The sequence below is a fragment of the Streptococcus pantholopis genome (assembly GCF_001642085.1).
Taxonomy (GTDB): domain Bacteria; phylum Bacillota; class Bacilli; order Lactobacillales; family Streptococcaceae; genus Streptococcus; species Streptococcus pantholopis.
In genome coordinates, this window is the sequence record NZ_CP014699.1 from 2,051,999 (window position 1) to 2,073,100 (window position 21,102).

19 protein-coding genes and 1 pseudogene are annotated in these 21,102 nt (G+C 39.9%); 2 read left to right on the top strand and 18 right to left on the bottom strand.

Annotated elements, in window-relative coordinates; all coding sequences use genetic code 11:
• Positions 1 to 340: 340 nt before the first annotated feature.
• Both A0O21_RS09470 and A0O21_RS09475 read right to left on the bottom strand, forming a co-directional pair.
• On the bottom strand, positions 341 to 1,684 hold the full coding sequence (locus A0O21_RS09470; RefSeq protein WP_067064605.1) for a replication-associated recombination protein A: 1,344 nt from the start codon (positions 1,682 to 1,684) through the stop codon (positions 341 to 343).
• Between the two features lie 104 nt (positions 1,685 to 1,788).
• A complete protein-coding gene (locus A0O21_RS09475; protein ID WP_067064610.1) occupies positions 1,789 to 2,814 on the bottom strand; it encodes a S66 family peptidase in 1,026 nt (341 codons plus the stop codon).
• Between the two features lie 381 nt (positions 2,815 to 3,195).
• Here A0O21_RS09475 and A0O21_RS09480 point away from each other — a divergent pair, with 381 nt between their 5' ends.
• The gene (locus tag A0O21_RS09480; RefSeq protein WP_067064616.1) at positions 3,196 to 3,705 is read left to right on the top strand and encodes a phosphatidylglycerophosphatase A family protein; all 510 of its coding nucleotides are present in this window, start codon (positions 3,196 to 3,198) and stop codon (positions 3,703 to 3,705) included.
• A 121-nt stretch (positions 3,706 to 3,826) separates the two neighbouring features.
• Here A0O21_RS09480 and A0O21_RS09485 read toward each other — a convergent pair.
• The 8 genes and pseudogenes from A0O21_RS09485 to mnmA form a co-directional block, all read right to left on the bottom strand.
• Positions 3,827 to 4,178 (bottom strand): annotated as a pseudogene (locus tag A0O21_RS09485) (DUF1304 domain-containing protein).
• A 95-nt stretch (positions 4,179 to 4,273) separates the two neighbouring features.
• Complete coding sequence (gene rpsD, locus A0O21_RS09490; RefSeq protein WP_067064618.1) at positions 4,274 to 4,885, bottom strand: 30S ribosomal protein S4; 612 nt, start codon at positions 4,883 to 4,885, stop codon at positions 4,274 to 4,276.
• Positions 4,886 to 5,313: 428 nt separating this feature from the next.
• A complete protein-coding gene (locus tag A0O21_RS09495) occupies positions 5,314 to 5,586 on the bottom strand; it encodes a Veg family protein (RefSeq protein WP_067064620.1) in 273 nt (90 codons plus the stop codon).
• 75 nt (positions 5,587 to 5,661) lie between these two features.
• Entirely contained in the window at positions 5,662 to 7,023 is a 1,362-nt protein-coding gene (gene dnaB / locus A0O21_RS09500) for a replicative DNA helicase (RefSeq protein ID WP_067064622.1), read from the bottom strand.
• A gap of 307 nt (positions 7,024 to 7,330) precedes the next feature.
• Entirely contained in the window at positions 7,331 to 7,783 is a 453-nt protein-coding gene (gene rplI, locus A0O21_RS09505; RefSeq protein ID WP_067064623.1) for a 50S ribosomal protein L9, read from the bottom strand.
• Complete coding sequence (locus A0O21_RS09510) at positions 7,780 to 9,756, bottom strand: DHH family phosphoesterase (RefSeq protein WP_067064625.1); 1,977 nt, start codon at positions 9,754 to 9,756, stop codon at positions 7,780 to 7,782. The genes rplI and A0O21_RS09510 overlap by 4 nt, the downstream gene beginning before the upstream one ends.
• A gap of 80 nt (positions 9,757 to 9,836) precedes the next feature.
• Positions 9,837 to 11,735, bottom strand: a complete 1,899-nt coding sequence (mnmG, locus tag A0O21_RS09515; protein ID WP_067064627.1) for a tRNA uridine-5-carboxymethylaminomethyl(34) synthesis enzyme MnmG — start codon at positions 11,733 to 11,735, stop codon at positions 9,837 to 9,839.
• Between the two features lie 316 nt (positions 11,736 to 12,051).
• A complete protein-coding gene (gene mnmA / locus A0O21_RS09520) occupies positions 12,052 to 13,170 on the bottom strand; it encodes a tRNA 2-thiouridine(34) synthase MnmA (protein ID WP_067064629.1) in 1,119 nt (372 codons plus the stop codon).
• Between the two features lie 415 nt (positions 13,171 to 13,585).
• Between mnmA and A0O21_RS09525 the strand changes: the two genes are divergently transcribed.
• Positions 13,586 to 14,218, top strand: coding sequence for an HAD hydrolase-like protein (locus A0O21_RS09525; protein WP_067064630.1), 633 nt, complete (start codon positions 13,586 to 13,588; stop codon positions 14,216 to 14,218).
• A 16-nt stretch (positions 14,219 to 14,234) separates the two neighbouring features.
• On the opposite strand, the gene A0O21_RS09530 is transcribed toward A0O21_RS09525, so the two are convergent.
• From A0O21_RS09530 to yfmH, 8 genes are all read right to left on the bottom strand, one after another.
• On the bottom strand, positions 14,235 to 14,852 hold the full coding sequence (locus A0O21_RS09530) for a transglycosylase SLT domain-containing protein (protein ID WP_067064631.1): 618 nt from the start codon (positions 14,850 to 14,852) through the stop codon (positions 14,235 to 14,237).
• Positions 14,853 to 15,055: 203 nt separating this feature from the next.
• Complete coding sequence (gene apf / locus A0O21_RS09535; RefSeq protein ID WP_067064632.1) at positions 15,056 to 15,589, bottom strand: aggregation-promoting factor; 534 nt, start codon at positions 15,587 to 15,589, stop codon at positions 15,056 to 15,058.
• Positions 15,590 to 15,769: 180 nt separating this feature from the next.
• Positions 15,770 to 16,567, bottom strand: coding sequence for an energy-coupling factor transporter transmembrane component T family protein (locus A0O21_RS09540; RefSeq protein ID WP_067064633.1), 798 nt, complete (start codon positions 16,565 to 16,567; stop codon positions 15,770 to 15,772).
• Positions 16,560 to 17,402, bottom strand: coding sequence for an energy-coupling factor transporter ATPase (locus tag A0O21_RS09545; RefSeq protein WP_067064635.1), 843 nt, complete (start codon positions 17,400 to 17,402; stop codon positions 16,560 to 16,562). The genes A0O21_RS09540 and A0O21_RS09545 overlap by 8 nt, the downstream gene beginning before the upstream one ends.
• Positions 17,378 to 18,220, bottom strand: a complete 843-nt coding sequence (locus tag A0O21_RS09550; RefSeq protein ID WP_067064636.1) for an energy-coupling factor ABC transporter ATP-binding protein — start codon at positions 18,218 to 18,220, stop codon at positions 17,378 to 17,380. The genes A0O21_RS09545 and A0O21_RS09550 overlap by 25 nt, the downstream gene beginning before the upstream one ends.
• A 2-nt stretch (positions 18,221 to 18,222) precedes the next feature.
• Positions 18,223 to 18,762, bottom strand: coding sequence for a CDP-diacylglycerol--glycerol-3-phosphate 3-phosphatidyltransferase (gene pgsA / locus A0O21_RS09555; RefSeq protein WP_067064639.1), 540 nt, complete (start codon positions 18,760 to 18,762; stop codon positions 18,223 to 18,225).
• A gap of 9 nt (positions 18,763 to 18,771) precedes the next feature.
• A complete protein-coding gene (locus tag A0O21_RS09560; RefSeq protein WP_067064640.1) occupies positions 18,772 to 19,740 on the bottom strand; it encodes a helix-turn-helix domain-containing protein in 969 nt (322 codons plus the stop codon).
• Positions 19,741 to 19,808: 68 nt separating this feature from the next.
• Positions 19,809 to 21,101 (bottom strand): EF-P 5-aminopentanol modification-associated protein YfmH, encoded by a 1,293-nt coding sequence (yfmH, locus tag A0O21_RS09565; RefSeq protein ID WP_067064641.1) that lies wholly within the window; start codon positions 21,099 to 21,101, stop codon positions 19,809 to 19,811.
• Position 21,102 lies beyond the last annotated feature (1 nt).

A 21,102-nucleotide genomic window follows, 5' to 3' on the forward strand; every position in this document is an offset into this window, starting at 1 on the left:
CAAAGAATCCTCAAAATTCTAGGTTGGCTCTCTTTTCCCCGCAGCGTTTACGCGCGGTTCAGTTCCTCAAGAAATTAGCAAGGGACGACCTGGAGGGAAGGTTACTGACGTTTTTTAACGCTTGCAGACTACCAACTGCAATGTGTTTTTATGCTGTCTATTATTATAGCACAATTTTAAGTTTGGACAGGTTTCATTTTATAGACTGACAGCAAATATTCGAGCACTCTGACTGCTGATGTTAACGAAGTATATCCTCCTAAAAAACAGGTTTAGCAATATTTCTCCATGAAAATGCTTTTCATAACGAGCTGGGACAACTAGTTAAAACTGCTGACTACTATTTCTCGCTGCTAAAATGGGTGTCATGTTTTTGTTTCCACTCTTTGATATAGTCCAGCCGCTGTTTGATTTTAGCCTCATTGCCTTCTTGTGTTGGTTTATAGTAAGTGTGATTGCTGATACTTTCAGGGCGTGTGGGCATCGTTGTCAGCTTGTCTTCGTAAAAATGAGCCAGTTGATAGCCCTTCCCATAACCGGCCTCTTTCATCAGTTTAGTGCTGGCATTTCGCAAATGCAGAGGAACTGGCTCATCAATCGTTTCCTTAATGTCTTTTTTGACAGCCCTTCTGGCTTTATAAACAGCATTGGATTTGGGTGCCAAGGAAAGATAAATCACACACTGCGTCAGATGAACATCACATTCCGGCAGACCGATATAGCGGCAGGCCTGAAATGTATTGACAGCCAGATTTAAGGCACTGTTGTCTGCTAAGCCGATATCTTCACTGGCAAAGCGGATCAAGCGGCGTGCAATATAGACCGGATCCTCACCGCCGTCAATCATTCGGCCCAGCCAATAAACAGCAGAATCCGGATCACTGTTGCGCATTGATTTATGGAGTGCTGAAATAATATTATAATGTTCTTCGCCGTCTTTATCATAATAAGCCGTCTTTTTATCCAGTAGCTCTTCAAGCAGGTCTTCCGAGACTGTAACCTGACGTCCTCTTTTATCACCATTAAGAACCAGCATCTCTAAGGTATTGAGAGCCGTTCTGGCATCTCCGTTAGAATAAACAGCAATTTGTTTTAATAAATGGGATTTTATGTCAATCTTAAGCTCCGGAAAGGCCTGTGGGGACTGTAAAACACTTTCCAGCAAATCGATGATATCTGCTTCTTCAAGCTGCTTTAAAATAAAAACACGTGTTCGCGACAGCAAAGCAGAGTTGACTTCAAAAGAAGGGTTTTCTGTTGTTGCACCAATCAAAATTATACTGCCTTTTTCAACATAGGGGAGGAAAGCATCCTGCTGCGCTTTATTGAAACGATGGATTTCATCGATAAAAACAATCGTTCGCTCCCCTAAGAGGCGATGTTCTTCTGCCTCGTTCATAATTTTACGGATTTCTTTGATACCGTGCATGACTGCGCTAAATGTGATAAACCTTGATTTTGTTTTTTTGGCAATAATTTCAGCTAAAGTAGTCTTACCCACACCGGGCGGCCCCCAGAAAATCATGGATGAAATCTGATCTTTATCAATCATTTCTCTCAAAAACTTTCCAGATCCGACAAGATGCTTTTGGCCGACAAAATGGTCTAAATCCTGCGGACGGACACGGCTGGCCAAAGGAGCGGCCATATCCATTTCTTCTTCAAAAAGTGATGATTCCTGCATTTCTTTCTCCTTGACATTCACAAACATATAAGTAAAGCTTTAGACAGCCACTATTTAAAAGCTACAGGCTTACCGAAACTGCTATCATAAAGGGCTTGCCACTGTTAAGGAAAGCGAATTACCTGTTCGTCAGCATCCACGTCTGCCATCAGTCCAAAGGGAATGATGCATCTGGGCGTGGCATGCCCGATATTGACATTATAAAGAATGGGAAGGGTTCTGTCAGCTACTGTATCAAGCAGAATCCGTTTATAATCTTCATAGTATAACTCATTTACTGGCTTTCCAACAATTAGCCCGCTGATTACAGAAAAGATTCCGGTCGTTTTCAGTTTCTCCAGCATTTTTTGATACATTATAAGGCTTGGCCGTTCCCCACTTGTCTCAAGAAGTAAAATTTTTCCCTGCCAGTCAGAAAGAGAAGGAAACAGCTGGTACTGCTGGCACAAATCAACTGTATCAGGATAGCGTGAACCATCAAATATATCATAAAGCGACTCTAAGCAGCCGCCTAAAATTTCCCCCTTAAATTTAGCAGCACCCTGCAGCAGCTCAAAACCCTGATTTTTATGAACTGTTCTTTCTGTGCCCAAAGCTTTTTCACTGTAATCCAAGCGTTCTTCGTACCAATACTTGCTGGGACGAATTTCTGATATACGGCCTGTTTCAATTAACTCTTTAAAATAATGGAAAGAATAAGGCAGCATATCATCGGCCAATTCACAGATATCCGCTAAAAAAGACTGCCCGTAAAAGGTTTTTATCCCCAATTTATGCAGCATAAGATGATTTATTGTTGTGTCAGAAAAGCCTAAAAAGGCTTTCTGTCTCACCGCCTGTGCCAGTTGATGATTCGAAAACAAATGCGGCAGCAAACGGTAAGTATCGTCCCCTCCGATAGCGCATAAAATCAAATCAATTCGATCATCTGTAAAGGCCCTGATGAGATCCTCCGCTCTTTTTTCCGGGTGATTTTTTAAATAAGCAGTGCCTTTTAGAGCGTGCGGCAGGATAGTAACGTCCAAACCAAGATTTTTTAACCGTTTTATCCCTAAAGCCAGCTCATGCTGAACTGATTTTTCGCCAAGCATGCCGCTTGACAAACTGACTAAACCGACTGTACGTATCATAACTCCTCCTTTTTTTGTATTACATTATATCACAATCAATCAGACAAAAGAGTTTTGCAGGCAGAAAAGACGGGAACATGTTTGATTGTACCTAAGAGACTAACAGACAAAAGAATAACACTGGTTCTTAAATTTTGGTAAAATAGTATTGGAGTGAAAAGGCGTCGAATGTTGCTGTCTGCCTGAGGACCAGTCAGGCCATTTGTCGGCTGATCATTTTTATAGACAGATGCATTAAACTTGTCCTAAATACTTGCGGAAATGAGGGAAATGATAATTTAAGAAGACTGTCCCGCTTCTTCTTATTTTGGCAGGAATGCCTATTTTTCTTTGCTCTTGTAATAGAAGGAGCTTTCTACTTTTTATAATGAGGGGGTAACCATGAAATCAGATAAAGAACTTAAAAATAAAGCATTGGAGCTTTTAAAAGAACGAGGAGTGAGCATTAAAGATATTGCAGAGCTTGTCCTCTTTTTACAGAATCCCTATATTAAAAACTTAAGTATTGAGGAATGTATTGACAGTGTTTACACTGTCTTAAACAAACGAGAAGTACAAAATACAATTATTACCGGCATTGAAATGGATAAGCTGGCTGAAGAAGGGAAGCTTTCTCAGCCTTTAAACGATATTCTGATGGAAGATGAGGGGCTTTACGGTATTGATGAAATTATGGCTCTTTCTATTGTCAATGTTTACGGGTCCATTGGTTTTACAAATTACGGTTATATCGATAAAATAAAACCGGGTATTATCAAGACGCTGGATAGTAAAAACAGCAGCCGCTGCCACACATTTTTAGATGATATTGTTGGTGCTCTAGCAGCTGCAGCCGCCAGTCGGATTGCCCATGCGGATCCCGGTAAAAGTGCTATCACAAATATGAATTAATCTAAAGAACCTACTAAGGCAAAGATAAAACAGCCAGAGACTTCAGTCTCTGGCTGTTTGTTTATCAAAAGGGGCTGTCTCTTCGTCTATAACAAAGATAGGACAAAGCACAAGGCCGCTGTCAGTGAAAAATTAAAATACTAAGCAAGGCCAAAAGAGCAGGCCCTCCCTGAGTCAAGAGAATTAGCTCAAGGCGCCGTAACTAGCAGCTCCAATCACAAAGAGCACTAAAAGTGTTACTGTTTCAAGATTTGAAGAAATAAAAAGTGCATAGAGGAGACAGAGAGCCAGCAGGCCATTATAAATTCCCTGATTTTTCAGGAGAACAGAAACGGACTGCCCGATAACTCAGACTCTGTCAAACCCAAAACACGGCTGGTTGTTGCCGACTGAGTAGCCACTGTTTCTAAATACATAATATAGAGATGTTCCAGAGCAACTACTGCAGTTAATAAAACGGTTATTATTGACATTATGATTTTCCTTTATTTATAGATAGAGTTATTCATACAGCCCTTATTAAAAAACAAAAAAGAAGAGCAGCAGCTCTTCTTTGGCTGATTTGACATTACAATTGTTTGTTGTAATATTCAACAATGAGCGCTTCGTTGATTTCTGGATTGATTTCATCACGCTCAGGCAGACGTGTCAGAGAACCTTCAAGGTTTTCACTGTCAAAACTTACAAAAGACGGACGTCCCAATGTGCTTTCAACAGCTTCCAGAATGGCTGGAACCTTAGCCGACTTTTCACGTACTGAAATAACTTGGCCTACCTCAACACGGTAGCTAGGAATATCTACACGTTTGCCATCAACAAGGATATGCCCGTGATTAACAAACTGACGAGCCTGGCGGCGTGTTCTTGCAAGCCCCAGACGATAAACAATATTATCAAGACGGCGTTCAAGAAGAAGCATAAAATTGAAACCGACAGTTCCTTCCTTGATCTTAGTAGCTTGAACAAACAAGTTTCGGAATTGTTTTTCACCTAAACCGTAAGAAAAACGAAGTTTTTGTTTTTCTGTCAACTGCAGACCATACTCTGATAATTTACTGCGGTTGTTAGGACCGTGCTGACCCGGCACATAATTGCGGCGAGCCAATTCTTTGCCCGTGCCTGTAAGAGATAGCCCTAAACGGCGTGATTTCTTCCAAGATGGTCCTGTATAACGTGACATAATAATGTCCTCCTCAAAAAAATTTTTTGCAGGAAATAACGTTTAAAAGAAAGTCCTGATTCGTGCAGTTACCCTTCGCCTCAACAGCAAAGGCTACTCTAACAAAATCTAGCTGTTCTTATTCCAATTGACAGGCACAGTCAACGGTAAAACCAGATTTTCCACTACAGAGCAACTGTTGACGAGCTTCATACTTTCTCTGCTGCTATTTCACACAAGGAACAGTATAACACAGAAAAAAAAGCTTGTAAAGGCCTATATCAAGAAAAACTTCTGGCCAACAAGCTACTTTCGGGCTGAATCCATCTTTTCCGCCAATTCAGCCCTTCTTTATCTTCTTCTGGCAATGTTTGTAATAAGCTGCCCAAAACCAGACGAACAGACCAAATCCGCATAATCTTATAATAACTCCCTCTTTACAGTCCTACTTAATCAAAATAATGAATTAGAGTTTTTTCAGTCAAGATATCAGAATAAGTATAAGACTCAACATAGGTATTTTCAATTTCGCCTGGAACTGTTGCCTCGTCCTTGTATTCAACAATAAACAAAGAAGAATAAACTTCAATCAGACGGCCAATTTTATTTTTTTCGCGTTTACGGCCGTTTTCAAGAGTCAGCTCAACGAGCTGACCTTCATGATTTTTTATGTCTTCCTTAATTTTTTTCATCTTTGCAACATCTGCAAATGCATCACTCATCAAATTTCTCCTTAATCAGGGAATAGGCTTATCCCCGCTATAATATTAATCTGGCTTCTCAAAAACAGCCTTTTGTTATTGCTCTTCAAACTGAGCTATACTAGAAAATTTATTATACTCTTTTTGAAATATTAACTTTACAGTCCCACGCGCACCGCTGCGGTTCTTTTCAAGAATAACTTCAATAGTATTATCCTCAAGTGTCTCCTCAGAAGCTTCACCTTCTTTACGGTAATAATCATCACGATAAAGAAAAGCTACGATATCCGCATCCTGCTCTATAGATCCGGACTCGCGGATATCAGACAAAACCGGTCTTTTATCCTGACGCTGCTCTACACCGCGCGACAGCTGACTGAGAGCAATAACAGGAACTTTCAACTCCTTAGCTAAAATTTTTAGCTGACGTGAAATTTCTGAGACTTCCTGCTGCCTGTTGTCAGGACGAGTGCCGGTAATTAACTGCAGGTAATCAATGACAATTAAACCCAGACCTCCTTCAAGCTCCTGAGACAGTTTGCGGGCACGAGCACGGATTTCAGTAACTTTAATATCAGATGTTTCATCAATATAAATCGGAGCTTCGGCCAAAGCCCCCTGTGCAATCGTCACATTATTCCAGTCCTGATCGGTCAGCTGCCCTGTCCGCAGTGCATGGGAATCAACCATTCCTTCAGCTGCCAGCATTCGGTCAACTAAACTCTCTGCCCCCATTTCCAGTGAAAAAATAGCAACAGGACGGTTTTGCTTTGTTCCAACATTTTGAGCAACGTTTAGTGCAAAGGCAGTTTTTCCAACACCAGGCCGTGCAGCTAAAATAATCAGCTGATCATCATGCAGACCGGTTGTAATCCGGTCTAAATCACGAAAACCTGTTGGCAGACCTGTAACATCCGTTGTCTGCTGGGAACGTATCTCAAGATTTTCATAATTAACTTTCAAAACCTCTGAAATTTTACGAAAACCGCTGCGGTGGCTGTGCTCATTGATTTCAACCAGAGCTTTCTCAGCGTCCGCAATAATATCCTCAGAAACCCGTGCCCCTTCATAAGCCAAATTGACAGTGTCCGTCAGCCGCGAAATAATATTGCGCAGCATAGCTTTCTCAGCTACTATTTTAGCATAATATTCTGCATTGGCACTGGTGGGCACACTGTTAACAAGTTCTACAATATAAGAAAGGCCGCCAATATTCTGGAGATCTCCCTGATCGTCCAAGACAGTTCTGACCGTCGTTGCATCGATGGCCTCATTGCGATCACTTAAAGTAATCATTGCCTGAAAAACAATTTTATGGGAATATTTATAAAAATCATCCGGTTCAACAAATTCCCTGATAGCAACCAGTTTTTCCGGAGAAATAAAAACAGATCCTAAAACAGATTGCTCTGCCAACAGATCCTGCGGCTGAACCCTTAATTCCGGTCCTTCTGCCAATATTGTCACCCCCTATAATCAAAACACAAAGTCCACTAAAAAAACAGAGCGAAAATGACGGTAAGCCAGAAATCTTTGATTTCGCAGACGCACCTCTGCCAGGACGATTGGAAAGGTGCAATAAAAGCTTGATCCTTCAAATCATTTCTAGCTGGTTCAATAAGATAAGATGCAATCTGCAGCTTTTCTTCAACAGCCGTGAATTTAATCATGCCCCTTTTCACTAGGATTTCAGCTGTTTCAATTCTCTGAAACTTAAAGTGTTCTTTGTATCAAAAATCTCTCGATTAGCCCAGAAAAGCAACTTTTATGCTTCTTTGATGGCTAATTTAATTTCAGCTCTGACCTCCTTATGCAGTCTTACAGGAACTTCAATTAAGCCGAGTGCACGAATAGGCTGCTCTAGTTCAATATGGCGCTTATCTACTTTAATTCCAAACTGCTTATCCAGCGCTTCTGCAATTTTTTTTGCTGTAATGGAACCAAAGGTACGGCCATCTGGACCAACTTTTTCCGAAAATTGAACACGAGTTTCTTCCTGACTGAGCCTCGTCTGAATCGCTTTTGCTTCTGCCAGCTGTTCTGCCTGAACCTTAGCTTCAGACCTTTGTTTCCCCTTTAGCTCGCTTATAGCTTGTTTTGTTGCTTCTTTTGCCAAGTTCTTTTTTAAGAGAAAATTTTGGGCATAGCCTGTTGGAACTTCTTTGACTTCACCTTTTTTCCCTTTACCTTTAACATCTGCTAGAAAGATAACTTTCATTCTTCTCCTGCCTCCTTATCTACTAATTCATTGTCAAGCACCTCAAGCAACTGTTCCCTTGCCTGACTGACTGTCAAATCCGGCAGCTGACAGGCTGCTAAATTAAAATGACCGCCACCGCCAAGGCTCTCCATAATCCGCTGAACATTTATCTGATTTTTGCTGCGAGCTGAAATAGAGGTTACTTGAGCAGTATTGCGTGTAATAACAAAAGTAGCCTCAATACCGGCCATTGAAAGCAGTAAATCTGCTGCCTTACTAGCAATAATATTGGTGTAAGCAGCCTGATCAGAACCAGTCGCCAGAAGAATATGGTCGCCGACTTTCTCACCTCTGAGAATCAGTTCATTAATCATTCGGTATTCTTCGAAATCAATAGCGGAAATATTCTGAATTTCTGCACTGTCACTGCCCAAGGTTCTTAAATAGCTGGCTACATCAAATGTACGGCTGGTTACGCGTGTTGAAAAATTCTTGGTATCCAGCATAATACCAGCCATTAAAACACTGGCTTGAATTTTATTCAGCCGCTTTTGAGCATTTTGAAATTGGATCAATTCTGTCACCAGTTCACTGGCACTGCTTGCTCCGCTTTCAACAAAAGAAAGGATGGCATTGTCAGGAAAATCTTCATCACGCCGGTGGTGATCAACAACAATAACATCTTTAAACTGCACATACAGCTCTTTTGATAATGTCAGTGACAGTTTGGAATGATCCACCATAATCAGTAAAGAATGGGGAGTAAGCATATCTAAAGCCTGCTCAATTGAAACCAGCTGACTTGTTCCCTCACTTTGCAGCCTTGCTACAGCTCTGGAAATATCTGGATTCATATCAAAAGGATCATACACTGTATAAGCATTTCCAGTAATATTGCTGGCAAAAAACTGCATGCCGACAGCAGAGCCTAATGCATCCATATCAAGATGCTTATGTCCGACGATAAACACGCTGTCAACTGTTTTAAGCCTGTCAGAAATGGCTGTCATCATAGCCCTCGTTCTCGTTCGGGAACGTTTGACTGTCGAAACAGAACCGCCGCCAAAATACATAGGCTGTTTTTGGTCATCGTTCTCTCGAATAACAATCTGATCCCCTCCTCTAACAAGAGCAATATTCAAATTCTGTAAAGCAACCTGACCGATTTTATCGTGTTCACTATCTCCGTAAGAAATGCCCATACTTAGTGTCAGCGGCAGCTGCCTTTCCTGAGCCTCTTTACGAAAGGCTTCTAAGACAGAAAATTTCGCTGCCATGAGATCGCTTAAAACAGAATAATCAGTGAAAAAGTAGAAACGATCCATATCAACACGGCGGTAAAAAATACTTTTTTCTTGAGTAAAATTGGAGATAAAATTAGCAATAAAACTGTTAATTTGTGAAACATCTGCATCAGATAAATCATCTGTTACATCATCATAGTTATCTATTGAAATAATGCCAATGACAGGGCGCAGCAAACTGACATCCCCAAGCTGCCTGTTGCCCATAGAAGCATCAAAAAAGTAAAAAATACCAATTGATTCATCTAAATAAGTAGAGTACTTATTGCCGCTTTTTTCAAAAGACTGACTGGCTGAGCCATTGCGCTTATTGGAAATGACCTCTTTAACAAACTGATATTCAAAATCGCCGTTTTCGGTGGTAAATATAAGTTCAGCATAAGGATTAAACCAAACAACTTCATTGCTGGTCAAATCAAATTGAATTACCCCAACAGGCATTTGCTCCAGCAAATTTTTCAAATTAAGTTCAGTTTGATCATTCAGCAGCTCTATCTGTTCCAATTCAGAAATTTCATATGTTTCCTTTTGGTAATACAGCAAAGCAACAACAAATACCAACGTAAGGAAAATAGCCGTTAAAACAGCTGTCTGACTTTGAAAAAGCCTAACACAGATAGCCAAAATACCAAAGAGTATCAGACCGATCATAATCAGATGAATAGTTGCAAAACGAAATCTTCTCATTTTAAACCTCTTAACTGATTTATTATAGCATAAATCAAGTCTAAAAAATAGAGCTGACCTGTCGATTTGTCACTGGTTTTTTAGGATTTAGAGCCTGCTTTTTGTTTTCCTTCAAGGTAAACCATCAAAATACTGATGTCTGAAGGATTAACTCCGGATATCCTGCTGGCCTGACCAATTGTTTCCGGATTAATTTTTTTGAATTTTTGCCGCGCTTCTGTTGCGATAGAATCGATAGCATCCCAATCAATATTTTTAGGAATCGGTTTTCCTTCCAGACGTTTCATTTTAGCAACCTGATCAAGAGCTTTATTGATATAACCCTCATATTTTATTTCTGTCTCCAGCAGCTCAATCACATTGTCATCCAAAGATTCATCAGCAGCTCCAATGAAACTTGTAACAAGATCATAATTAATACCTGGCCGCCGCATAAAATCTTTAGCTGTCAAGGCGTCTGTCAAGGGTTTAAAGCCCAACTCAGCAATTCGCTCATTGGTTTCGGTAACAGGTTTTAGTTTAGAGCTTGACAGTCTTGTCAATTCTTTGTCAAATTGCTCTTTACGTCTTTTGTAAACATAATAACGTTCATCGTCAACTAGACCAATCTTTCGGCCAAGTTCAGTCAGACGCATATCCGCATTGTCATGCCGTAAAATAAGACGGTATTCAGCACGGGAAGTCAAAAGCCGGTAAGGTTCCGCCGTACCTTTAGTAACTAGATCATCAATCATAACACCTATATAGGCGTCGCTCCGCTTCAAAATAAATTCCGGCTGACCTTGAACTTTCAAAGCTGCATTGATTCCTGCTATAAGACCTTGACCGGCGGCCTCTTCATAACCAGATGTCCCATTGGTTTGGCCAGCTGTAAAAAGACCTGAAACAAGCTTAGTTTCAAGAGTAGCCCGCAGCTGATGCGGCAGAACAACATCATATTCAATAGCGTAACCCGTCCGCATCAGCTCTGCTTTCTCCAGACCTTTGATCGAATGGAGAAGCTCTTTTTGAACATCTTCCGGCAGACTGGTTGACAGTCCCTGAACATACACTTCCTCTGTCTCACGGCCTTCTGGTTCTAAGAAAAGCTGATGGCGTTCTTTATCTGCAAAGCGGACAATCTTATCTTCAATTGAAGGACAGTACCTTGGCCCAACTCCCTTGACGATGCCTGAAAACATTGGAGCCCGGTGTAAATTTTTATGGATAATATCATGACTTTTTGGATTCGTATAAGTCAGCCAGCAAGGAATCTGCTCCTGTAAATAATCTGCATCATCCGATAAAAAAGAAAAGTGATTTGCCTTTTTATCCCCTGGCTGAATTTCTGTTTCAGCATAGTCGATTGAGGAAGCCTTAACTCTAGGCGGGGTCCCAGTTTTAAAACGCCCGATTTCAAGACCTAATTCTCGTAGGTTATCGGCAAGCCCGATAGAAGGCAGGCTATTGTTAGGTCCTGAAGAGTATTTAAGATCCCCTAAAATAATTTCCCCGCGTAAAGCTGTCCCTGTAGTTACAATTACGCTTTCAGCAGAAAATTTTTGATTGGTTGCCGTCCGTACACCCAGCACTTTACCATCTTCAACCAAGATTTCTTCAATCATTGTCTGCCGCAAAGTAAGGTTTTCCTGCTGCTCAACCGTATGCTTCATTGTTCTGGCATAAAGCGCTTTGTCAGCCTGAGCCCGTAAAGCACGCACTGCAGGGCCTTTTCCAGTATTCAGCATCCGCATCTGAATATAGGTTTTATCAATATTTTTTCCCATTTCACCGCCAAGCGCATCAATCTCTCGAACAACTATTCCCTTGGCTGAGCCACCTATAGACGGATTACATGGCATAAAAGCCAGCATTTCAAGATTTATAGTTGCTAGCAAAGTTTTACAGCCCATACGGCTAGAAGCTAAAGCAGCTTCAACTCCGGCATGCCCAGCACCAATCACAATAACATCATAATCTTCAACAAATTCTTGGGTCATTATTTCTCCTTTTTTACTTTCCAGTACGTGAAGTTGAAAAATTCTTCAGTGATAAATTATAAAAGGTATCAGCTAAAAACAGACAGCATTGCCGACTTAAATCTTCTATACCACTAAAATACCGCATAAAAATAGCCAAATCTCTAGAAAATTGTACGTCAAAAACGCACAACCCTCATGAGCTTTGACCATCATGATTATTGCTAAAAACAGTGTAGCAAAATTTACTGGAAAATTCAATTTTATTCAAAATAAAATTGGATAAAAGACTTTTGTTTACTCTGCTGTCACTATACAAACTTTACACAACTATCAACTATACATATTGACAAATTTGCTCTTCTTTGTAAACCACATCAATTATTCCGCCGCCCAAACATTCTTGGCCATCATAAAAAACAACAGCTTGACCAGGGGTAACAGCACGCTGCGGTTCAGCAAAGAGCACTTCTGCTTTATCACCCTTAACTTTGACAGTAACTTGACTATCAGGTTGACGATATCGAAATTTTGCTGTACATTCTATTGTAAACTCTTCAGGTCTGTCGCCTGTAAAGTGAATCATAGAAGCGTCAAGCGAAGTTGACATGAGGGCTTCATGGTGAAAACCTTGACCTACATAAAGAATATTTTTTGAAAGATCTTTTCCAACAACAAACCAAGGGGCGTTATCTCCGCCACGCTGACCGCCAATACCTAGACCGCCGCGCTGGCCGATGGTATAGTACATAAGCCCAGCATGTTCTCCCATATCACGGCCATCAATGGTCAGCATCCGTCCTTTCTGTGCTGGTAAATACTGGCTGAGAAATTCTTTGAAATTTTTCTCACCAATAAAACAAATTCCTGTAGAGTCTTTCTTTTTAGCGGTCGCTAAACCAGCTCGTTCAGCAATTTTACGCACCTCAGACTTTTGCAGATGTCCTAGCGGAAACATCACTTTCTGCAGCTGCTGCTGTGACAGCTGGCTTAAAAAATATGTCTGATCTTTATTATTATCAGCACCCCGCAGCATATGGACTCTGCCGGTATCATCACGGAATACTTGAGCATAATGCCCGGTTGCTACATAATCAGCTCCTAAAGTCAAAGCATAATCAAGAAAAGCCTTAAATTTTATCTCTTTATTACACATAACATCTGGATTTGGAGTACGTCCGGCACGATATTCCGCTAAAAAGTATTCAAATACTCTGTCCCAGTATTCTTTTTCAAAATTAACAGAATAGTAAGGAATGCCAATCTGATCAGCTACCGCAGCGACATCTTTGTAATCCTCCGTCGCCGTACAAACACCAAATTCATCAGTGTCGTCCCAATTTTTCATGAAGACGCCAATAACATCGTAGCCTTGCTCTTTTAGAAGTAAAGCCGTTACCGACGAATCGACACCGCCGCTCATCCCAACAACAACACGAATTTTTGAATTATCCATAGATAACTCCTCCCATCAAATAAGATACAAAGAACCAGAAAGAAAAAATGGGAAAATTCCAACCGAACAAACTTCTGTCTGCAAATTCTATTACCGAAGAAGGTTTTAAAAGAAAATCCAAGTGCATCTTTTGGTCTTTGATTTTTCAACATAGACTTGAAGGGTCTAGCTGTCCAAAAGTCGATTTGAAGGTCGATTTTGAATGCACTAAATAAAGTGCCTAACTATTATAACATGAAATAGATAAGCATCAAACTATTATTTTTTGAAGACTAACTCCATTGTTTAAACAGCAAGCACATATTTTTGCTATACTGATAAAGGTAGTCAGCTAGTTGAAGTGCTTTACAGCTTAAACAGCCTCACTTCTTTTATACTTGACTTCATATTTACATTATCTTTACAGGAGATTGCCATGAAATCTATTTTATTTGATTTAGACGGAACCTTAGTCAATTCAAGTTCAGGGATAAAATCCAGTTTTCGCTACACTTTTGAACAACTAAATCTTGCTGTCCCTGATGACAATATTCTGTCAACTTTTATTGGTCCGCCGCTTGAAACAACTTTTTCTAACTTATTTAAATCAGAAGAATTAGTGAAAAAAGCTATTGCCTATTTTCGATTATATTATAAAGAAAAAGGTGTTCACGATGTCTTTGTTTACCAAGGAATCTATGAAGCGCTGACAGACCTTAAAGCAGCAAATTATGAACTGTATGTGACAACCAGCAAAAATGAACCAATGGCCCAGCTTATGCTAGATGAATTGGGACTGTCTAAATTTTTTAAAGCTGTTTATGGTGCTACTCCCCACCGTTTTAAAAAAGATGATGTCATCCGAGCATGTCTATCATCTGAAAATATCAATCAGAACGAAGCTCTTATCATAGGCGATACAAAGTTTGATATTATCGGAGGAATTTCTGCTGGTATTAAAACATTGGGTATCACTTGGGGAATTGGACAGGAGGCTGATTTACTTAACAGCGGTGCTGATAAAATTTGCCATTCTCCTGACAATATAAAAAAAGCACTGACTTTTTAATGTCAGTACTTTTTTACTAGTAGCCCCAGGCCGATAAGCCCTGAGCATTATAAGCATTAATGGCTGAGTTAATTTGATCTTGAACCGTTGCAGTTGAACCCCAGCCCGGCATAGTCTGGAAGAGACCTGAAGCACCCGATGTGTTTGAGGCTGTGTAATCACCGTTTGACTCACGGGCAATGATATATTCCCATGTTGATTGTGGAACACCTGTAGCAGCAGCCATTTGTGCTGCTGCTTCACTGCCTACTGCACCGGCTGTATTCCCATTTGTTACACTTGTTGAGGGTGCTGATACAGTATTAACCGGAACAGCTTCAGTAACAGCATTTTCTGTTTCCGATATCGCTTCAGCTACAGCCTCCTCTTCTGCAGGAGCTGTATCTTGGTTCTGATTGTCCAAAGCTTCTTCTAATTCTGATGTTTCTTGGATTTCTTCTGCGGATGCTGTTGTAACCAGAGATTCACTGCCGATTGCGCCAACAATATTTTTTTGAGACTCAGTAACTATATAAGCACTCTCTGTTTTTGTAAGAGCAAAGGCTGTTCCTGCAACACTCGCAGCAATGAGCAAGGCTCCTAAAATAGTATATCTTTTTTTCTGACGTTTTGCTTTTGCAAGCCTACTATACATATATGTGTACCTCTTTCATTTTTCCAAATTTCATACTATAATTTAATTGTTACCCTTTAATTTTATTTATATTAAAAATATTACAATTTTATTGTTTTAAGAAAACAAAAAAGAATAAAGCCCATTTAGCCATTAAAAATGACTTTGCTTTATTCTTTTATAACTGTTTTTACAGCGGAAGTTATTGGCTTTTCGACTTTTTATCAGTACCAGCCATTAGCGTTCCAAAATGCAAGTGCAGCTGACCAAGAGCCATAACGCTCGGAAACATATGCATCGGCTACCCGCTCTTGATTTTCTGCTGATAAATCGCCGTTCAGGTAAGAAATACTCAGTTGATAACGGCCATAATACTGTCCGTTTTCTGCTGTGTAATTACCGCTAGACTCATGCTGAGCAATCTCTTCTTTAGCTGCAGCATCTTCAGCACTCAAGGCTGTATCTGAAGCTGAAGTGTCGGTATTTTCTTCCGGTGCCGCACTATCTTCTGAATCATCAACTGATAAGGTCTGCCCCACACTGATTGCATTGGCATCCGTAATGCCATTTTTTGCAGCTAATTCATCTACAGTTGTTCTGTGGGCTGCAGCAATAGCTGATAGTGTATCACCCGACTGAACAGTATAAGAATCCGCACTGATAATAATTGGTACAGCAAGTGTGGCAGCAGCCATCACTCCTGTCAAACTTAAGGTTACTGACTTTCTTTTATTTTCTAAAATTGTTTTTAGTTGCATCATTAACTCCTTTTCTTACTGAGGGTTATTACCATCATATCCTTTTAATGTTACTGTCTTTTTGGACTTTAATTAAAATTATTACATTTTGATTGATAAAAAATAAAGAAAACGCCTACAGACGTTTTCTTCGGTCATTTGACATATTCTAAAATAACAATTTCTATTTACATAAGAGGTCTAGCCTGTTTTTAAGATAAACAATAACAGACCTAAAACCAGCAAAGTGAGCAATGCAATGCTGTCTTTCAGCTGCCAGTGCAAAAGACGGTACTTGCTTCGCCCTTCTCCGCCTTGATAGCCACGCGCCTCCATAGCAACAGCTAAGGCATCAGCACGCTTAAAACTGGAAGCAAAAAGAGGAATCAAAATCGGGATAATTGATTTAACTTTTTGAAAAATGTTCCCTTCACCAAAATCAACCCCCCGAGCTCTTTGCGCATTCATAATACGTACCGTATCATCCATCAATGTCGGTACAAAGCGTAAACTCAAAGACAGCATTAGCCCAATCTCATGAGCTGGGACTTTGAATTTAGCAAATGGCTGCAATAATGATTCTACCGCATCAGCAAGACTGAGCGGTGTTGTCGTCAAAGTGATGAGTGTTGAGAAAATAATAATAAGGACAAATCGCATAAAAATTAGTGCAGCCTGACTCAAACCATCAGAGGAAATCTTTAGAAACCAAAATTGAAAAAGCGTCCTACCTCCCTGTGTAAAAAAAATCTGAAAAATAGTCGTAAAAAGAATAATACCAACCATAGGCTTTATGCCATTGAGAAAAAAACGCAGTTTCACCTGTGACAACAAGATTGTCAACAAAGTAAAAATAAAAATTAAAAGATTCGTCAAAAAATTATTGGCCCAAAAAACAATAATGATATAGATTATCATGGCCAAAAGTTTACTTCTGGGATCCAGACGATGTATAATTGAATCTCCGGGAATATAACGGCCAATAATCAGTCTATCCATGCTTAAGCACCTCTTTAAACTCATCAATTGTGATTGGCAGTGTTTCCATAGGTAAGCCGCGGTGAGCCAATGATTGGGCAAACTTTGTTATTTTTGGCACCCCCAATTGTTTACTCTCTAACAAACTGACTTTTTGGAAAAGATTTTTCGGGCTGCCTGAAAGGACCAGCTTCCCTGCCTCCAAAACATAAACATAATCAGCATAATCAGCAACATCATCCATTAAGTGAGTCACTAAAACAACGGTCATTCCTGATTGATACAAGCGATAAAAAAGCTTCATCAACTCACGGCGTCCTCTGGGATCGAGCCCTGCTGTCGGTTCATCCAGAACTAGTATTTTGGGTTCCATAGCCAGAATGCCGGCAATAGCCACTCGTCGCATCTGCCCGCCAGATAATTCAAACGGGTTTTTATCAAACAGTTCTTCTGCTATTCCTACTAAAGCTAACTTTTCCTTAGCTAAGGACTCTGCTTCCTGCAATGAAACTCCGAAGTTTTGGGGACCGAATGCCACATCTTTCAAGACAGTCTCAGCAAACAGCTGGCTCTCCGGAAATTGAAAAACCAGCCCCACCGTTTTCCGAACAGACTTGATATCCTTGTTTTTAGAATCAGGTGTGATAGTCATTCCGTCAATCGTGACCGAACCTTCAGTCGGAACAGCCAAGCCGTTCAGCAGCTGCATAACAGTTGATTTACCGGAGCCCGTATGACCAATAAAAGCAGTGTAGGAACCATCTCTAATTTCAAGATTAATGTCAAAAAGGGCACGCCCTTCAAAAGGGGTCCCTGCCTGATAAGTATAACTTACATTTTTGAGAGTAATTCCCATAGCCTATTTTCTAATTCCTTTTCTGTCAAATAAGTATCGCCAAAAGTATATGACTCTGATTCCAATGCTTTTATCACATTTGAGGTAAAAGGAACATCTAAACCGAGCGTTAAGAGTTCTTCACCGCGTGCAAATAATTCTTTCGGAGTAGAGATTGATTCAATCTGACCGTTTTGCATAACCAAAACACGGTCGCTCAGTGCCACTTCATCTAAGTCATGGGTGATAGAAATAACAGTCATATCATATTGTTTTCGGATAGATTTTATCGTTTTAATAAGCTCTGTACGTCCTTCTGGATCAAGCATACTGGTTGCTTCATCTAAAATAATAATTTTCGGCTGCATAGCAACCGCGCTGGCAATAGCAACACGCTGCTTCTGCCCGCCGGAAAGCCGCGCAGGTTCACGAGACATATAAGCTGTTATCCCCACTAATTCCAAGGCCTGTTTGACACGCTCTTTCATGATTTCATAAGGAATCCCTTTATTTTCAAGACCAAAAGCCACATCATCTTCCACTGTCGCACCTACAAACTGGTTATCCGGATTTTGGAAAACCATACCGATTTTATGGCGAATATCCCAAACATTTTCTGAATTTAACTGTTCACCGTCAACAAAAATCTCACCGGATTCAGCTTCCAAAAGACCCGTAAGCAGCCGTACAGCAGTTGATTTACCAGAACCGTTATGTCCAATGACAGACAGCCACTCTTGAGGTTTCACGTGAAACGATAAATCTGTTAGTGTATAATCTTTTTGTTCATCAGTATATTTAAAGTAAAGATTGTTAACTTCAATAATATTGTTTGTCATTTTTACTGAAAGGTATCCTTAAAAAGAAAGCTCGCCCCTTTAAAATAGTCATAACCAGAATAAATTGTAAAAACTAAAGCGATATATAGGGTTATCGTACCTAATAAAGTCCAATGGCATAATAAAAAAATAATGGAGAACATCTGAGAAAAAGTTTTAATTTTTCCAGGGAGAGCCGCAGCAAGCACTGTTCCGCCGTTTTCTACAAGCAGCAGACGCAGGCCAGTCACCGCAAGCTCGCGACAGACAATGACAGCAGCAATCCAGGCAGGTAGTAAATTTAATTCAATCAACATGATAAAAGCACTCATAACCAGCATTTTATCAGCCAAAGGATCAGCAAATTTACCAAAATTAGTAACAACTTGCCATTTGCGGGCTAAATAACCATCAAGATAGTCTGTAGCACTGGCCAAAGCAAAAATTAAGGCTGCTATAAAGTGACCTGTCAGAGTATGTGAAAAACAAAGGATTAAAATAAACACCGGAATCATAAAGATTCGTCCAATAGTAAGCAGATTGGGAATGTTTTCTTTTTTCATTTCTTCACCTTATTGGATATTTAATGTAATATAGCTTAAATCTGAGCCCGTCAAAGCGGAAGTATCAAGGGCTTGACCATCAACAGTGATTGTTACACCTTGGACAACACTGAGAGTGATGGTTGCAGTAGCTGTGGAAGCGGGTAAACTTACTGTATAAGAAGGTGTTGCCGAGTTTAATGTTACCCCATCTTCACTCATATCTGAATTGCTGACATAAAACCAACCACTTTCTGCTCCTGACAGTGAAACAACAATTTCGACAGGATCGCTGGCATTGCTCAAATAAGCTGTAAGAGCTCTGCCGCTTCCTTCTACACTTAAAGTGGCTTGACTATCTGTCGAAACAGAAGTCGTTTCTTGTTCAGTTGAGCTGCTGACGGACCAATACTGAGAAGCCTGTGAAGTTTGACGATTGCCTTGAAGCTGATGCCAAACAGTGTAACCAACAAAAAGCAATATTAAAATAGCCACCAAACTTAAAATAATAATCGGCCAGCGGGACGGTTCATCGTAAGATTCATCATCATAGTCATAACGGCGGCTTCTGTTAGCAAAACTAGTCTTTGTTTCAGTCCCAGTCGATAATTCCGGTTCTTTATCAGTGTTAGATATCACAGGTTCTGCTATCTGACTATCACTCTCCGCTATTTCTTCTATTTCTTTTGGGACTGCTTCTTCGGCATTAAGAGCATCTTTTAAAACAGCCGGCTCTGCAAAATGATCAGTTTCAGATTCCTGATGCTGAATTTGCTCACGGTATTGCTGTTTTAAAGCAATAGGATGTAAATCAACTGTTTCCCCATATCTTTGAATATAGTTCAGAGTTTTTTCATCCGGAATTAAATCAAACTGATCTAATTCCAAAGCCAGCAAATGATGAGAAGGGATATCCGTTTTGGCTTCAACATCTTCTAAAGAGAGGCCCTGCCTGATGCGGGCATCTTTTAAAATTTCTCCAATCGTTTTATTACTCATACTAACCCTCTTATATTAAAATTGCAGTAATTACCTTTTATTATACCAAATTTTTATCTAGTACACGATTATTTTGGAAATATTGTAAAATCAGACGCCTGTGCTCCTGACAAAAAATTTTCACCAATAGCCATTACTGTCTTTAAATCCAATCTGTTTAAAATATCAGGAATGCTGAGGTAATTTTCTTTTAACGACTGCAGCGGCAGTTCGGCTGCAAAACGATCTGATAAAGAAGCAGGTGAGTCTAAACTCTTTAGGAACTCGCCGTATAACTCTCTCTTAACAAGCCCCAGGTGGCTTTCTGAAAAGTCAGTCTCCTGTTTAAATTGTTTTATTTTCTGTCTGATTTTATTCGACATAGCGATTGGTTCCTTCGTATCGAGCGTTAACAGAACAAATTGGAATTCTGGATGCATTTCAACCTCGATTATGAACGAATCATCAATACGCCCTTCTTCATACCAGCTTTGATAGGTCGAAGATGTCAAGCCAAACAGCATAGTAAAAAATAACCTCAAAGCTATTTTTTGATGTAATAAAGAAGGGTTTATTGCAGGTTTTCTTCCCCTATACCCTACTGCCAATTTAGGTACAGAAAGGTTCATTGTTACAGATTTCGTTTTTATCACCGGATAATAAGACAGCTGAGATTTAAAAACAAGCGGCTGACGCTTCAATGGCAGATGCTCTTGATTTTCTTGAATGCTGTTAAATATACGGTAAGGCTTAAAATCACCTACCGCAACTAAAGCCATATTACGAGGATGGTAAAAAATAGAATGGAGTTCTTTCAAATTTTTCACCGAAATTTGGTTAAGGCTTTCTTTCGTTCCGACGATATCACTGGCAAGAGGAGTTTTAGGATAAAGATTTTGCAAGATACCTTGATAAAGTCTGTAATCTGCATCATCCTGATACATTGTGATTTCCTGAAGGATGATATCCCTTTCTTTTTTTATTGACTGTTCTGTAAAGGAAGTTGACAAGGTGAATGTTTGCAGCAATTGTAAATTTTTTTCTAAAAAATCAGCTGTTGAAAAATAAAAACATGTTTTGTCAAAGGTTGTAAAAGCATTACTGTAAGCCCCATTTTTTGAAAAGGTCAAAGCAGTATCTTTTCCTTGCTCATCTTCAAATAACTTATGCTCTAAAAAATGAGCAGCTCCTTCAGGATACCTTTTCATTCGCCCAGAAACTGTCAACTTTGTGTCAAGCGAACCAAAAAAGCTTACTAATGTACAGCTGGACTCTTTAAAATCTTTTTTAGGCAGCAAAAAAACCTGTAATCCATTTGTCAACTTTGCTGTATAAAGCAGCTCATTACTGTTGGAGTAGGTCCATTTTCTTAAGGTGACCAAC